Source organism: Streptomyces sp. NPDC052036 (genome assembly GCF_040680495.1).
GTDB lineage: Bacteria > Actinomycetota > Actinomycetes > Streptomycetales > Streptomycetaceae > Streptomyces.
Genome location: NZ_JBFAWW010000001.1, coordinates 90619 through 103947 on the forward strand (window position 1 = coordinate 90619; position 13329 = coordinate 103947).

At 68.5% G+C, this 13329-nt stretch carries 14 protein-coding genes; 11 read left to right on the forward strand and 3 right to left on the reverse strand.

The annotated features are described in order from the left end of the window. Position 1: 1 nt before the first annotated feature. Complete coding sequence (locus AB0L95_RS00375) at positions 2-208, forward strand: hypothetical protein (protein WP_189902918.1); 207 nt, start codon at positions 2-4, stop codon at positions 206-208. Between the two features lie 802 nt (positions 209-1010). Further along, on the forward strand, positions 1011-1337 hold the full coding sequence (cutA, locus tag AB0L95_RS00380; protein ID WP_006143010.1) for a divalent-cation tolerance protein CutA: 327 nt from the start codon (positions 1011-1013) through the stop codon (positions 1335-1337). 65 nt (positions 1338-1402) lie between these two features. On the opposite strand, the gene AB0L95_RS00385 is transcribed toward cutA, so the two are convergent. Beyond that, complete coding sequence (locus tag AB0L95_RS00385) at positions 1403-2644, reverse strand: helix-turn-helix transcriptional regulator (RefSeq protein WP_365156424.1); 1242 nt, start codon at positions 2642-2644, stop codon at positions 1403-1405. Positions 2645-2774: 130 nt separating this feature from the next. On the opposite strand from AB0L95_RS00385, the gene AB0L95_RS00390 reads away from it, so the two are divergent. Further along, a complete protein-coding gene (locus tag AB0L95_RS00390) occupies positions 2775-3284 on the forward strand; it encodes an ATP-binding protein (RefSeq protein ID WP_365154648.1) in 510 nt (169 codons plus the stop codon). Positions 3285-3346: 62 nt separating this feature from the next. Here AB0L95_RS00390 and AB0L95_RS00395 read toward each other — a convergent pair whose 3' ends face one another. Together AB0L95_RS00395 and AB0L95_RS00400 are read right to left on the reverse strand one after the other, a co-directional pair. Continuing rightward, entirely contained in the window at positions 3347-3847 is a 501-nt protein-coding gene (locus tag AB0L95_RS00395) for an SAM-dependent methyltransferase (protein WP_055493703.1), read from the reverse strand. A gap of 72 nt (positions 3848-3919) precedes the next feature. Then, a complete protein-coding gene (locus AB0L95_RS00400) occupies positions 3920-5308 on the reverse strand; it encodes a Tat pathway signal protein (protein WP_365156426.1) in 1389 nt (462 codons plus the stop codon). 189 nt (positions 5309-5497) lie between these two features. On the opposite strand from AB0L95_RS00400, the gene AB0L95_RS00405 reads away from it, so the two are divergent. From AB0L95_RS00405 to AB0L95_RS00440, 8 genes are all read left to right on the forward strand, one after another. Then, positions 5498-5989 carry a DUF6415 family natural product biosynthesis protein gene (locus tag AB0L95_RS00405; RefSeq protein WP_365154651.1) on the forward strand — a complete coding sequence of 164 codons (492 nt, stop codon included), beginning with the start codon at positions 5498-5500 and terminating at the stop codon, positions 5987-5989. A 232-nt stretch (positions 5990-6221) separates the two neighbouring features. Next, a complete protein-coding gene (locus tag AB0L95_RS00410) occupies positions 6222-8117 on the forward strand; it encodes a glycoside hydrolase family 15 protein (RefSeq protein WP_365154654.1) in 1896 nt (631 codons plus the stop codon). A gap of 26 nt (positions 8118-8143) precedes the next feature. After that, complete coding sequence (locus AB0L95_RS00415; RefSeq protein WP_365154657.1) at positions 8144-9658, forward strand: ATP-binding protein; 1515 nt, start codon at positions 8144-8146, stop codon at positions 9656-9658. A 70-nt stretch (positions 9659-9728) separates the two neighbouring features. Beyond that, positions 9729-10244, forward strand: a complete 516-nt coding sequence (locus tag AB0L95_RS00420; RefSeq protein ID WP_061916021.1) for a roadblock/LC7 domain-containing protein — start codon at positions 9729-9731, stop codon at positions 10242-10244. Beyond that, on the forward strand, positions 10241-10645 hold the full coding sequence (locus tag AB0L95_RS00425) for a DUF742 domain-containing protein (protein WP_006143017.1): 405 nt from the start codon (positions 10241-10243) through the stop codon (positions 10643-10645). Before AB0L95_RS00420 ends, AB0L95_RS00425 begins: the two co-directional genes overlap by 4 nt. Before the next feature lie 7 nt (positions 10646-10652). Beyond that, positions 10653-11285, forward strand: a complete 633-nt coding sequence (locus tag AB0L95_RS00430) for an ATP/GTP-binding protein (protein ID WP_365154660.1) — start codon at positions 10653-10655, stop codon at positions 11283-11285. Further along, entirely contained in the window at positions 11285-11926 is a 642-nt protein-coding gene (locus tag AB0L95_RS00435) for a GAF domain-containing protein (RefSeq protein ID WP_365154663.1), read from the forward strand. Before AB0L95_RS00430 ends, AB0L95_RS00435 begins: the two co-directional genes overlap by 1 nt. Positions 11927-12013: 87 nt before the next feature. Then, on the forward strand, positions 12014-13267 hold the full coding sequence (locus AB0L95_RS00440; protein ID WP_365154666.1) for an acyl-CoA dehydrogenase: 1254 nt from the start codon (positions 12014-12016) through the stop codon (positions 13265-13267). Positions 13268-13329 lie beyond the last annotated feature (62 nt).

Consider the following 13329-nt stretch of genomic DNA (forward strand, 5'->3'; position numbering starts at 1 on the left):
GGTGGACCTGCACCAGCAGGGCGCCGGATCATCTGGCTGGCACCAGACCAGTGCCATTCCGTTTCACGAGCTGCTGAGTTCGCTGCAGCTCCGCCGCCAAGCACAGCCGCGCATGCGAATCCTCAAGGAACCTCACGATCGCCGGTTTTGCCAACCGGCGATCGTCGTCTATGTTGCGCACCGCATCACGAAGACGGCATCTGCTTAGGCTCGCCGCAGCCAGGGCCAGTCGACGCCCAACCAGGTGCGCGCCGTCCGTGGCGAGCACCAGCGGACCGTCATCGGTGAGGCGGTCGAGATTCCGCGCAGCGAGGCGCTCGTCCTGATGGCGTGTGCCATTTGCCATGTTGCGGCGCCAAGACGTGCCGCAAGGTATACGAGGGCGGCACTGACGCTGCGATAGCCACGCTGCAACAGGTCCTCGCCGAACAGGCCGGCCACGCAAAAGCAGACGCACAGCCCGACGGAGACGGTCCCGTAGTCGCTGGCTGCCTGGCTGTACCAGGCGTTCAGACGCGCCGTGGGTATAAGGAGCGGGTGCAGTGAAGCGAGCGGATCGCATAGCGGGGTCAGACAGGCGGACCTCCCCAAGTAGGAGCCCTGCCAGCAAGGCAGTCACACGGGTGCAGGATTCCAAGGCATTTCGCAACCCGGGCCGCAGTGGACCATCTGCACATCCTGGCCTGGTATTTTCCAGGACGTTGTACGTTGACATGGTCCGGACGGAGGTATCCAGTCCTGTGGTCCTATTTCTCGTCTGCCGTGAGCGAATAGCCGCCGACAGCCAGCAAGTCCTCCTGTCGTGGGCTTGGGAAGCGCACGAGCCCCGGCGCCTGCATCATGCAGCCGCACGACCTCCTGCCGCTGCGGTGCCTAAGCGACACGCCACCGGCACCTGACTGGTACAGGTCGTGGTTGAGCCTCACTCGCCTTGAGGGGTGGCTACCAGCTTTCGGTGTGCCCTGGACGGCTGGGTAGGGTCGCGGTACCCAAGCTGGAGAGGTATTTGCATGGCCCACGATATTGTGATTGCGCAGACGACCAGCGACGACGAGGGGCAGGCGACGATGCTGGCCCGAGGTGCGGTCGAGAGCAAGCTTGCAGCGGGAGTTCACATTGATGCGCCAATCACCGCCTTCTACTGGTGGAAGGGGAAGGTCGAGGCGGCGCGGGAGTGGCGCATCTCGTATATGACTACGACGGACCGTCTACCCGCGCTAGAAGCGTGGGTGCACGAGAAGCACTCGTACGACGTCCCCCAATGGATCACTCTGCCCGTAACCGGCGGGTCGGAGGCGTACCTGTCCTGGGTCTTCGAGGAGACGGAATCGGACTGAGGAGCCACGGGCCGGGCGTCGGCGGCGTTGGCGCCCTGGGCGTGCCGCGTGCCACCCGAGGTGGATCAGGATGCGAACCGCCGGAAATGAACGGCAAGTTCGTGTTCGCTGTCAGGAAGCAACGCTGCAATAGCCGCCGCCCGCTCCTTGCCCATGGTGTTGGGCTTGGCCTGTGCCGCCGCAGCAAACTGGCGTGCCACGTAGACGCCTTGGTCGACGTCACCCCCACGCAGTAGGGCCGAAGCGAGATCACCGAGGACCACGACGCCCCCGTCCGGTAGTCCGTCTCCGAGGCGGTCGACCGCGGTATCAGCTGTGGACGTGAGCTCGGGACGCCTCAGCTGGCCGTACACGGACAGGGCCAACGAGTCCATGCGGTATGGGGTCACGAACCTGACCCATGCCTGCTCGCTGGCGTGGTCCGCGAAATCGTAAGCGAAGCGCGCTCGGTCTAACGCCCGGAGCGCCCCCACCTCGTCGCCGGCCGCCGCAGCTTCTTCCGCATGCCTACCGAGAACCCAGGCGGCAGCAGTAGCGTTACCGTGGCCGCGCACGTCGTTGGCGGCTTGGGAGAGGAACTCCATCTTCGCCTTTGGCGTCAAAGCGCCGTAGCTGCTGTAGGTCAGGGCCAGGGCTCGGAGTGGAGGATGCCCGGCAGCCGCCGCACACTGCGACGTGACTTTGTAGTAGGCGTTGGCTTTGTCGTGCTCCGCCAGGTCCCAGGCCACCCAACCGGCCAGAGCGGCGGTTTCTCCGGCGGCGATGGTGAGAGCGCTTTCGTGATCGCCTGCACGAGGCAGGGCCGCAGTGATCGCGTCAAGATGCGACTCGACCGTTTTTTGTAGCCGCCGCGCGCTGAGGTTGAGTTCCTGGACGTGCAGTTCAGCGGCTCGGTCGATGAGCGCGGCGGCAGCGGGCGAATCGATCTTGGCCCCCTTGCTGAGGGCGAAGGCGAGGCGCCCCCAGGGCTCGGCGGCCACGCTCACGCCGATGGTGGCGCTACCCAGGAGCGTGCGACGCTTCACGGCGTCTTGCTCCTCCCCTGCATCGGCATGCCCCTTTCTCTTCCGAGCGCGGGCGGCCTTGGCCTCTCGCTGTAGCTCCTCGAAGGGGACACCGCAGGCCGCCGCGATGTGGCCGATCGTGTGGTTGGTAGGAATGTTCTCGAAGTTCTCATAACGGCTGATCTCTCGGCGGGTCATTGTGTCCCGGCCGGAGACAGCGTTGATCGCCTCCGCCTGCTCCTCCTGAGTCCGGCCCGCCTCCTGCCGAAGCCGGAGGAGCAGGTCGGCGAACGGGTCTGGCATGAGTGTGACCTCTGTTGGTGGGCGGAATCCAATCATGGCCTCAATTCCCCCCTGCAGTTTCCCCCTTGACATATTTTCCCCCTCTGGATTCCCCTGGTCGACGGCGTCGCCGCGCGGTGCCATAGCCGACATGATCAGGCTCCAAGAGGCGGCCCCGCCCGGCGGGGGCATCCGTAGCTGTGCGGCTACAGCAGGCGCGTCATGCGTCAGGCCGGTTCAGGAAGATGAGCCCGGCGCATGGGCGAGGGCAGAGGTACCGGCGGCATCCCATGCCTGTCAGGCGGCCCTTCTCCCCGACCTCGCGAAGGTCGGGGAGATGCGGCGCATAGCCAGGGCGTTCCTGCGGCGGTGCCGTGTTTCGGAGCCGGTGGCGGGGCTCGTCGTACTGGCCGTCTCGGAGCTGGTCACCAACGCCGTAGTCCACGGTGAGGGCGAAGTCGTGCTCCGCATCACGGTGGGCGTCGACGTGGTGCGTGTCTCGGTAACCGACCACAACCCGGCGCCCGCTGTGCTCAAGGAAGCCGGACCCGACGGTGAATCGGGGCGCGGGATCCGGCTGGTCGATGCGATCTCAGACGCATGGGAGAGCAGCGGCGAGGAGACGTGGTGTGAGTTCCAAGACGCGAGGGCTGCAGCTTGAGCCAGACCTCCAGTTGGTTGCCGACGATGCAAATGGCAAGCCGGGCAGCTCAGTCGCTTCTGTCACACAGGGCGCTCCGAGGGCCGTTCGCTTGCCTTCGCCCAGTAATTCGGTTCGAGCATCTCGCCGGGCCAGGCGGGCTGACGGATCGGGCCACGAGGCCCCATCTGTTCGAAGTACGGTGCCAAGTCGATCACGGGCGTTCCGTCTACAGCATCGAGATCGGTGACCAACAGGTCCCGTCCCTCGACCTCGAGCAGCCGCGGGTAGCTGATCGCCAGTTGATTGGGACGCCGATGGTTGCGGTGGACGAAGGTACCGGTCGACGGCCAGTCCGGATTCCCGCGGGGGCTGCGTGCGTGGAGCTGGACGTCTTCCGGTCGCGCCAGGTGGAAGAGCCAGGTCACCGTCAGGTGGGAAAACTCTTCGATTCCCTGCAGCGTCTCAAGGGGGTACGCCTCGTTGAGACGGATGACCGACTCGACTCCGCCCTGGTAATCGTCCTGAACGCGGGTGTGGCCCCCGACCACCGTTGCGATCGATTCGACCTCGTACGTTGCCATCGGCGCTCGTTCCTCTCTAACGGGGTCGCGTGTTCAGCAGCTGCCGTCAATAGCTGCGGACGTGCTCTGTGGTCAGCCTATGGCGCGCAGCATTTCCCGCGCCCGGCGGTCCAGTTCGGCGACGTGGCGGCCACCACGTTGCCGCACAGGCGAGAGGTCGCTCTGCATGCGGACGATGACGTCGCGGGCGCGGCCGGACTGGACGCCAGCCATGGCGTCCAGTGCTTGTCCCCAGGTACCACATGCCTCATCGAGGCGTCCCTGCTGGACCTGGACAGCACCGAGGTAGCCGAGCGTCACACTGTGGGTACGGGCATACTGCTGCCGCCGGCGGGTGGCGACGCTGCGCTGAAAATGCAACTCCGCGTCGAGAGGATTTCCCAGGTCTCGCAAGGCACACGCAGTCTCGTGGGCGAGGGAGGCTTCCTGGAAGAAGCTGACGCGGTCGGGGGCATCCTCGTTATCGGCACGTGCGAGGTCCCTCTCCGCGCGACTGATGGCCGCGAGAGTGCCGCGGCGGTCGCCGCCGGCGGCCAGGGCGCGGGCATGGACTACCGCGAGCAGGGCCTTCTCCCGCGAGCTGGCCTGGCCGTAGTGGGTGCGGGACATGGAGGCGTCGGCCAGGTCGAGCGCTCTGCGTGGGTGCCCGAGGTCGACTGCTTGATGGGCGAGGGCACGCAGGATGTGGCCGCCCAGCGGTCCGTCTGCGGCTTCGGCCGCAATGCGTGCGGCGAGGGTGAGGTAGCGCTGGGCGGTCCGATGCTCGGAGGCGTCGAAGGCCATCCAGCCGGCGAGGTAGGTCATCTCTGCCACGGCCGAGTACGTATCCCGGCGGTGCTGTTCCGTTCGGAACCTGCTGCCCAGGAGCGGCACCGCTTCGTCGCGAAGATGGCCGGCCAGGGCCGAGCGCCCCGAGGCTCCACCGCGCTGCTGGTCCCTCGCGGAGTAGAAGGTGGTCAGTTTGCGGACATCGTCGATGTCAGCCTGAGTCACCAGCCGGGAGGAGACTGCAGGGCGCGAGGCCGCCGTGGCCGGGGCGGCTGCCCACCATGGAGCGGCAGGCAGGACGAGGCCGGCGGCCGAGTACGCGGTGGTAGCCAACAGCTTGCGTCGGTGCATGTCCAGATCGTCGCTTCCCAGCTCGGCCAGCACGGTCAGAGGGTCGACGCTCCAGTCAGAACTACTGTCAGTGGATCCTGTCGGCCCATCTTCCAGTCCGAGGTCAGCGAGGGTGAGGCGTCGGCCGAGCCTGCGGGACAGCGTCTCACGCAGGATATGAGGCGCTCGTCCACTGGGCTTCGTGCCCTGGACCCACATGGCGATGTGGGAGCGGGAAATGGCCTCCAGTTCGCGTACACCGCTCTCCGCGGCAACGCGAGCGACCGCGGCGGCTGCTTGGGGCTGGGACCAGCCCGCTTCGCGCAGGAGCGCGGCAAGGGCGACGTTTCTCTCACGGGCCATGTACTGCCCCTCGGTTCCGAAATGATCTTTGACGCCTTTGACGGCCTTGAGGGCCGCGTAGGCATACCCCCTGACAGGGATTCGCGGTTCGCTCAACGTAGCCGCAGGATCACTCACCTTGCACGTCAGTTGCCTGCGGTGCACAGCGTTCCTCGCTCAAGTTGGCTTGATTCACCTAGGAGTTGCGTCATGCGTCCCTCGCTGGCCCTTCGCCGGGCGTGCCAACTCAGTGATCACGGAAGGAGAAGCCACGCCCTTGGTGAGCCCATCCTGCGACGGGACCCGGCGGCCTCGGCGACGGAAACGGTGGCGCTCGTGCTGGGCGAGGACTCGCCGTTACCCGATACTGCCGCCGATGTGGAGGACCTCGCACTGCGGCTGCGAGGACACGTCAGCCAGCTCGGAGCTCTGACGCCTTCGCAAGAGCCGGCCCTGCTCCGTGCGCAGCAGCTCTGTTCGGGCGGCCTCCCCGGTGGCTACATGCCCAGCAGGGTTCATCTGGTCAGGCTGGCCGAGGCGACCCAAGACCTTATCGCTGCCGTGCAGGTCCACGACGTGGCCCCTGCGAAGTCGGTCCAGAGACGGCGCTGGTGGAAGCCGCCGATCAACGTGCTGCGCGGCGCGGTCTACGCTCTCGCCCTCGCGTGCGTGGTTCTGGCCGCGTCGGTGCCCCGGACATGACCGCCGCCGGGGCAGTTCTGATCGCGCTGATTCTCGGTCCCATGGCGTGGCTGGCTCTTCGTGGTGAGCGAGTAACCGGCCGCATTGCTCCACGGGACGTGGATCCCCGGCCGAGGCAGAACAGACCTCCCCCGGACCGGTAACCACCGTGCCTCTCTCACCGACACTTCCCGGCCGCCCCGGCGGCCCCGAAGCCACCCCCGGGTCCACGGGGACTACGGAGACCCACACGATGAAACGCCTCCCGCGCATCGAGCAGTACGGCCTGATCGGCGACATGCAGACCAGTGCCCACGTCTGCGACGACGGTTCGATCGACTGGCTGTGCCTGCCCCGGTTCGACTCGTCGGCCGTCTTCGCCGGCCTGCTCGGCACGCACAAGCACGGCACCTGGCAGATCGCCCCGGCCGCGCCTGGCCCCTCCGGGCCCGAAGCGGTCGCCGAGCGCCGGTACCGCGGTGACACTCTCGTCCTCGAATCGATCTGGCGCACACCGGCCGGGTCGGTCCGCGTCCTGGACTTCATGCCGCCTCGCGACGGGGCACCGCAGGTGATCCGGATCGTCGAGGGTCTGGCCGGTGAGGTGGCAATGGTTTCGGCCATGCGTCCGCGGCCGGGATACGGCAGCGTCAGCCCGTGGATCCACGAGGCCGATGGGCGCATGGTCGCGGAGGCCGGCGCGGACGCACTGTGGCTCGACACCTGCGTCCCGCAGGCGGAGAAGGACGGGGTCGTCGTCAGTGCCTTTGCCATCCGCGCCGGGCAGAGCGTGGCGTTCGTGCTCAGCTGGTGCCCGTCCCACGCACCGGCTCCGGAGATCCCCGACCCGCACGCGGCGCTCACCGAGACGCTCGCCTTCTGGCAGGACTGGACGCAGCAGTGCACCTACGACGGCCCCTACCGTGAGGCCGTGGTCCGTTCCTTGATCGCACTGAAGGCACTGACCTACCACCCGAGCGGCGGGATCGTCGCCGCGCCGACCACCTCGCTGCCCGAGGAGATCGGCGGCCGACGCAATTGGGACTACCGCTTCACCTGGCTGCGCGACGCCGCTACGACCCTGGCCGCGTTACTGGAGACCGGCTACCGGCAGGAGGCGCAGGCATGGCGGCGCTGGCTTCTGCGTTCTGTGGCCGGCGACCCAGAGAACCTGCAGATCATGTACGCGATCACCGGAGAGCGTGATCTTCGGGAACGGGAGTTGCCCTGGCTGCCCGGGTATGAGGGCTCGACGCCGGTGCGGGTCGGGAACGGGGCGGCGGACCAGCTCCAGCTCGACGTGTACGGCGAGGTGATCGAGACCCTGTACCTCGCGCACGAGAGCGGTGTGGCCCACTGTGCCGACACCGCGGTCCTGCACCAGCGGCTCGTCGAGCACCTGGCACAGCTCTGGCGGGAGCCCGACGAGGGGATCTGGGAGATCCGCGGGGCACGCCAGCACTTCGTCCACTCCAAGGTGATGGCCTGGGTTGCGATCGACCGCACCATCCGCCTGGCCGAAGCCGGTGCGCTCGACATCGACCTGGCCCGCCTGACCGAGCTGCGGGTAACCATCCACCACGAGGTCTGCACCAGGGGCTTCGATCCGGTGCGCAACACCTTTACCCAGTCCTACGGTTCCAAGGAACTCGACGCCGCCACGCTGCTGATCCCCCGCGTTGGCTTCCTACCGCCGAACGACCCGCGCGTCATCGGCACCGTGGACGCAGTGCGCCGTGAACTCTCCACGTCTGACGGGCTTGTGCGCCGTTACCCGACCATCGGCGACCACACCGGGGTGGACGGCCTGAGCGGAGACGAGGGCACATTCGTCCTCTGCTCCTTCTGGCTCGTAGACGCCCTGGCCCTGACCGGCCGCCTCGACGAGGCCCACGCCCTGTTCGAACGCCTCCTCGCACTGCGCAACGACCTCGGCCTCCTGGCCGAGGAGTACGACCCCGTCCAGCAGCGCCAGCTCGGCAACTTCCCGCAGGCATTCAGCCACATGGGCCTGATCCAGAGCGCCCGGCTGCTTCAACTCCTGGCGACGCAGTCCTCCCACCGCGGCGCGGTCGCGTTTCCGTCACCCCGCTCGACCTCACGCAGCACACACAAGACCTGCGCAGACCTGACGCTGCAGCACGCCTAGCCACCCCCACCCTGACGAGGATTCCCATGCCTGACAGCGCCTTTTCGGCACGGCCGGCCGCCACCGGCCACCGCCGACGGCGGCCTCCGATCAGCGCGTTCACCCTGCACCGTGTCCACCGCGCCGTCGCACTGCCCCTAGTGCTCCTTGCCGCCCTGCTGGGTGCCGCCTTCACCCTCTGGTCGGTGTCCGCGGTGGGCCTCGGCTGGCTCCTGGCCGGCCTGATCTGCGGACTCGCGGGCGTCGCCACGATGGCGGCTCGCGGAGCGCGAACGGCCGCAGGAGCCATACAGGCAGCGGCGGAGGAGGCCCGGGCGACGGCACTGGCAGCAATCGCAGGGGCAGCCGCGGCCATCGAGAAGTCGGTGCAGTGGTCGGCGGACGAGCTGTGCCGCGGGGGACGCCCGCCGCTGCCGGACCTGCAGGCGCCACCTGCCAGCCCTGACGCCGAGATTGACAAGGCGTTGAGTGCTCTCCAAGTGCGGGCCGTCGCGTCGTTGATACGGGTGCACGACGAGTCCCAGTCCGTCGTCCTCCTGGAAGTGCTGCGCCGCCTGGCCATGCGCGAGCACGCCTTGGTCGGCAAGGCACTTGAAGCACTGAGCCAGCTGGAGATGCTGACCGACGACCCGGAGCTGCTGGCCAAGATCTTCGAGATCGATCACCTCGTGACGCGAATGCGTCGCCAGGTCGAGAGCACGGCGGTGCTGGGCGGGCAGTCCCTGCGCAGCGTGCGTCGGCCCGTTCCCGTCAAGAGCGTGCTACGCGGCGCGGTCTCCGAGGTCGTGCAGTATCCGCGGGTGGCGGTAGCGGCCGGGTCCGTGGGCGCGGAGGTGGGTCTTCCCGGCCATGTGGGGCCGGACCTGACGCACCTGCTGGCTGAGCTGATCGAGAACGCCTGTGAGTGTTCCGATCCGGCTACGAAGGTGATGGTGCGTGCGCAGCGGGTGGCGAACGGGCTGGCGGTCGAGGTCGAGGACCGGGCCATCCCCATGCATCCGCAGACGCGGGCGCAGATGAACCACCTGCTCCAGGCCCCCGACGAGGTCGACGTCAGCGGCCAGGTGCGAGCGGGGCAGCTCGGCTTGCTGGTCGCCGCGAAGATCGCCCAGTCGCACGGGCTGTCCGTTCTCCTGCAGGAGAACGTGACGGGAGGCACCACCGCCCTGGTGGTCATCCCGGCACGGATCCTAGTAGCGATTCCCTCCGTCGACGATGCGAGCGCGCCGCCCCAGGACGCCCGCCCCTTGGCGCCGCAACCGCAGCAGGTTGCAGCGACTCCAGCCACCCCGAGGCCGGGGCAGGTCCCACGCCCCGGTACCGCAGGGGCGCCGGAAGCCGCACAGGCAGGTCACTCTGCTGATGCGCCGGCCCTTCCCACGCGTAGACGCCAGGCCGGCACGTTCCATCCGCCACACGAGCGGGAGCAAGCCCCCGTGACCGCGGCGACGCCAGGGCTCGCAGCCGCCTTCCGTACCGGCATCCAGGCCGGCGGGCAAGCCGGTTCTCCCACCGCTTCGACAGAGCACCCCAGTCCCTGAACCTCGTCCCTCCACGTTCCCGGTGGCCGTTACATCCGCTGGCCCTTCCCCCCCTTCTGGAGCGATCCCTATGAGCACCCACCCCGCGATGAACAACGTGACCGGCGACGCACCCGCAACTGAGACAACGGCAAGCGGACAGCGGGACAACATGGCGTGGCTGCTGCGGCAGTTCGCCTCCGACACGACGGGCGTCACGCACGCCGTCCTGCTCTCGCGGGACGGACTACGGCTGCTGGACAGCGACGTCGACAAGGACTGGGCGGACGAACTGTCGGCCGCCATCAGCGGAGTGGCCTCACTCGCGGCGAACATCACCGGTCCCACCCACAAGAAGAGGCCGGCGAGGCAGGTCGTCATCGAGCGAGACGACTGTCTGATCTTCGTCCAGAGCTCCGGTCGCAGCGCGGCCTTCGAAGGCCATCCCGGCAACGAACGGGGCGTAGTGGACACGGTCCTCGCGGTGATCGCGACCATGGACGCCGATGCCGGCACCGTCGGGTTCGAGATGGGGCGCCTGGTGCAGAAGTTCGCCCCCTACATGCAGATCCCCGTCCGCGTCGGCACGGGTGATGAGGTCCGGTGACCGCACACGGCAGCGCGGCCGAGGATTCGACGTTCGTGCGGACTTACACCCTGACGCGCGGTCGCACCCGGCCACGGCATCTGCTCGGCCTGGACACGGTGCTGGATGCCGGACCCGGGCGGCCCGGCCCGGGCCAGGCCGAGGAATGCGCAGAGATCCTCGCCCTGTGCCGGGAGCACCGGCGTTCGGTGACCGAGCTGGCGGGCCGACTCGGCCGTCCCGTAACCGCCGTCAAGATCCTCATCTCCGACCTCCTGGACGCCGACGCCCTGGTCGTCCCTGTCACCGCCTATGCCGCGTCCGACGCGCATGCACGTCCCTCTGCACAACTGCTGGCGGCCCTTTCTGCCGGCCTGAAGAGGAAGTGGCCCGATGCCATCGCCTACCCCCAGGCCGGGTGACCCGGCCGTGGTGCTGCGGCCGTCGTCGCGCCCGCGTACCGGTTCACCGACCGTGCTGAAGGTCGTGATCGCTGGCGGTTTCGGCGCGGGCAAGACCACCGCCGTGGGTGCCGTCAGTGAGATCACGCCGCTGAGCACGGAGGAGTACCTGACCGAGGCGAGCGCGGACGTGGACAGCCTGGCGGGCGTCGAGGCCAAGCAGACCACCACGGTCGCCTTCGACTTCGGTCGCCTCAACCTGCCTGACGCGCCCGTGCCCCTGGAATTGTTCCTGTTCGGCACGCCCGGCCAGGACCGCTTCGTCGACCTCTGGTACGACCTCTGTCGCGGAGCCGTCGGCGCGGTCGTCCTGGTCGACACCCGCCGCCTGGAAAGCAGCTTCACCCCCGTCGGCTTCTTCGAGGACATCGGCCTGCCCTTCGTCGTCGCGGTGAACCAGTTCGACGGAGCACATCGTTACCCCCCCGAAGAGGTCCGCACCGCCCTCGAACTGCCCGCCTCTGTGCCGGTGGTCACCTGCGACGCTCGCGATCCGAACCACGTCGCTGGCGTCCTGCTGACCGTAGTTGGCCACGCCTTGAAGAGCGCATCGGCAAGCCCCGCTCGCCCCGCATCCACTACCACCTTTCAGGACGCCTGATGTCGTATCAGCCCAACGATCCCTACCGCGCACGGCAGATCGCCCCCCTCACGCAGTCGCTGCCGCGACGCGCCATGCGGGAGGTCACCCATGGGCCATCCCTCCCCGCCGGCGCCGCCGTCCCCGTCCCGCAGGCCCAGCAGGCGAGCGAGCTGGCGCAGCGATACGAGCTGCTGGATCGCCTAGGCGTGCCCACCGCTGCCAGCGAGGACTTCGACGAACTGGCCCGCGACATGGCCACACGAGCCGGGTTCCTGTACGGCTTCGTCAACCTCTTCCTGGAGGAGCAGACCTTCGTCGGGCTGCACCAGCCGCCCGCGGACAGCGGGTACGTCATAGTCGGCCGCACCATGAGCCGAGACCACGGCTGGTGCCCGGAGGTCATGGCCCGCAAGAAGGCCCTTCCGCTGCACGACGTGCACGCCAGCCCGCGCTTCAGCGGCAACCACGTGGTCGACGCGGTCGGGATCCGCTCCTACTTCGGTGCCCCGCTCATCCACGACAGCGGCACCGTGCTGGGCACGGTGTGCGTCATCGACCCCGAGAAGCGGCCCCTGAGCGAGGCCCGACGGCTGAGAGACATCGTCATCGACGCCGGCGTCCGGGTGATGGACCACATCGCCCGCGCGCCCGTCCGCTAGTCCGTTCCACGACCCCCCACCCGGGAGCCGCAGGCGATCCCCGGCCGCTCCACCGTGCGACCTTCATCCAGGGAGAGGGAGACGACCATGCCCGCCACACCCACCACGCCGCCGCCGGCGCTGCGCCCCTATCTCACCGCCCGCCACGAACTGCTGTGGGACGAGGCGGACGCCTTCGCGGCCGAGCACATCGCGCCGCGCGCCGCACGCATGGAGGCCGCCCCCGGCAGGGTGGAGCGCAAGGTCGCCGACCTGATGGCCGCACGACGCTGGTTCGCCGTCACCGTCCCGTCATCCTTCGGCGGGCTGGGCGCCGGACACGTGGCCAAGACCATCCTCGTCCACCGCATTGCCCGCGTCTCGGCGGCTGCGGCGGCCATCCTCCAGGCCACGCTGATCCCCGTCGGCGCCCTGCTGCACTTCGCCACCTACGAGCAGAAGGGCCGCTGGCTGCCCCGTGTAGCGGACGGTTCACTGCTCTTGTCGATCGCCGTGACCGAACCGCGAGCCGGCGGGCACATCGGCGGCATCGAGACCATCGCCGAGCACGTCGGCAACCAATGGGTGATCACCGGCAGCAAGATCCACATCGGGAATAGCCACCTCGCGGGAGCCCACCTCGTGGTCGCCCGGACCGCCAAGGCAGGCGTGAGCACCTCCCAGGCGCTGACCGCGTTCATGGTCGAATCCAAGCGCCGAGGGCTCTCAGTCGCCGACCACCGTCCCGGCCTCGGCCTGCACGGCTTCTCCGCCGGCCGCCTCGACCTCGATCACGTCCACGTCCCCGAGGAAAACGTGGTCGGAGAGATCGGCCAGGGGCTGGGCGTAGCGCAGAGCAGCAGCATCCTGTACGGCCGTCCCAACCTGGCCGCAGTCAGCCTGGGAATACACGAGGCAGTCGTGGCCGCCTCGACCGCTTACCTCAAGGCGCGCTCCCGCTACCGAGGCGCCCTCTCCGATCTGCCGGTTCTGCGGGACCGCATCGGTGACATGGAGGCCCGCCTGCGCGCCGGGCGAATCCTGGCCTATCAGTCCGTGCACCTCCTCGACCAGGGCCTGCCCTGCGACACCGACCTGATCAACGCCAAGTACCTCGGCCACCAGTGGGCGATGCAGTCAACCCAGGACGCCATGGAGCTGCACGGCGCCCACGCCCTCAACGGCGACTACATCCTCCAGCGCCTGTGGCGCGACATCCAGTTCACCTACCCACCGGCCGGAACCGGCGAAGTCCAGCGCATACGCCTCGCCGACGCCGCCTTCGACGAGGCCCACATCCAGTGGTCGGAACGTCTCGCCGCCGAAGCGGCGTGGGCCCGCCCCGACCCGACAGTCGCATGAGCCCCCGTGTGCGGCGCCCCGTGAATCCAGACCGCCGCGCACGGGCCTGTGTCGCCGGCCCC

What these genes read in the sequence shown, in the direction of transcription:
- AB0L95_RS00435 (WP_365154663.1), top strand. Translation starts at nt 11,285, where the DNA reads ATGTCGTATCAGCCCAACGATCCCTACCGCGCACGGCAGATCGCCCCC.
- AB0L95_RS00405 (WP_365154651.1), top strand. Translation starts at nt 5,498, where the DNA reads ATGCGTCCCTCGCTGGCCCTTCGCCGGGCGTGCCAACTCAGTGATCAC.
- AB0L95_RS00400 (WP_365156426.1), bottom strand. Translation starts at nt 5,308, where the DNA reads ATGGCCCGTGAGAGAAACGTCGCCCTTGCCGCGCTCCTGCGCGAAGCG.
- AB0L95_RS00395 (WP_055493703.1), bottom strand. Translation starts at nt 3,847, where the DNA reads ATGGCAACGTACGAGGTCGAATCGATCGCAACGGTGGTCGGGGGCCAC.
- AB0L95_RS00440 (WP_365154666.1), top strand. Translation starts at nt 12,014, where the DNA reads ATGCCCGCCACACCCACCACGCCGCCGCCGGCGCTGCGCCCCTATCTC.
- AB0L95_RS00390 (WP_365154648.1), top strand. Translation starts at nt 2,775, where the DNA reads ATGATCAGGCTCCAAGAGGCGGCCCCGCCCGGCGGGGGCATCCGTAGC.
- AB0L95_RS00420 (WP_061916021.1), top strand. Translation starts at nt 9,729, where the DNA reads ATGAGCACCCACCCCGCGATGAACAACGTGACCGGCGACGCACCCGCA.
- AB0L95_RS00415 (WP_365154657.1), top strand. Translation starts at nt 8,144, where the DNA reads ATGCCTGACAGCGCCTTTTCGGCACGGCCGGCCGCCACCGGCCACCGC.
- cutA (WP_006143010.1), top strand. Translation starts at nt 1,011, where the DNA reads ATGGCCCACGATATTGTGATTGCGCAGACGACCAGCGACGACGAGGGG.
- AB0L95_RS00410 (WP_365154654.1), top strand. Translation starts at nt 6,222, where the DNA reads ATGAAACGCCTCCCGCGCATCGAGCAGTACGGCCTGATCGGCGACATG.
- AB0L95_RS00385 (WP_365156424.1), bottom strand. Translation starts at nt 2,644, where the DNA reads ATGCCAGACCCGTTCGCCGACCTGCTCCTCCGGCTTCGGCAGGAGGCG.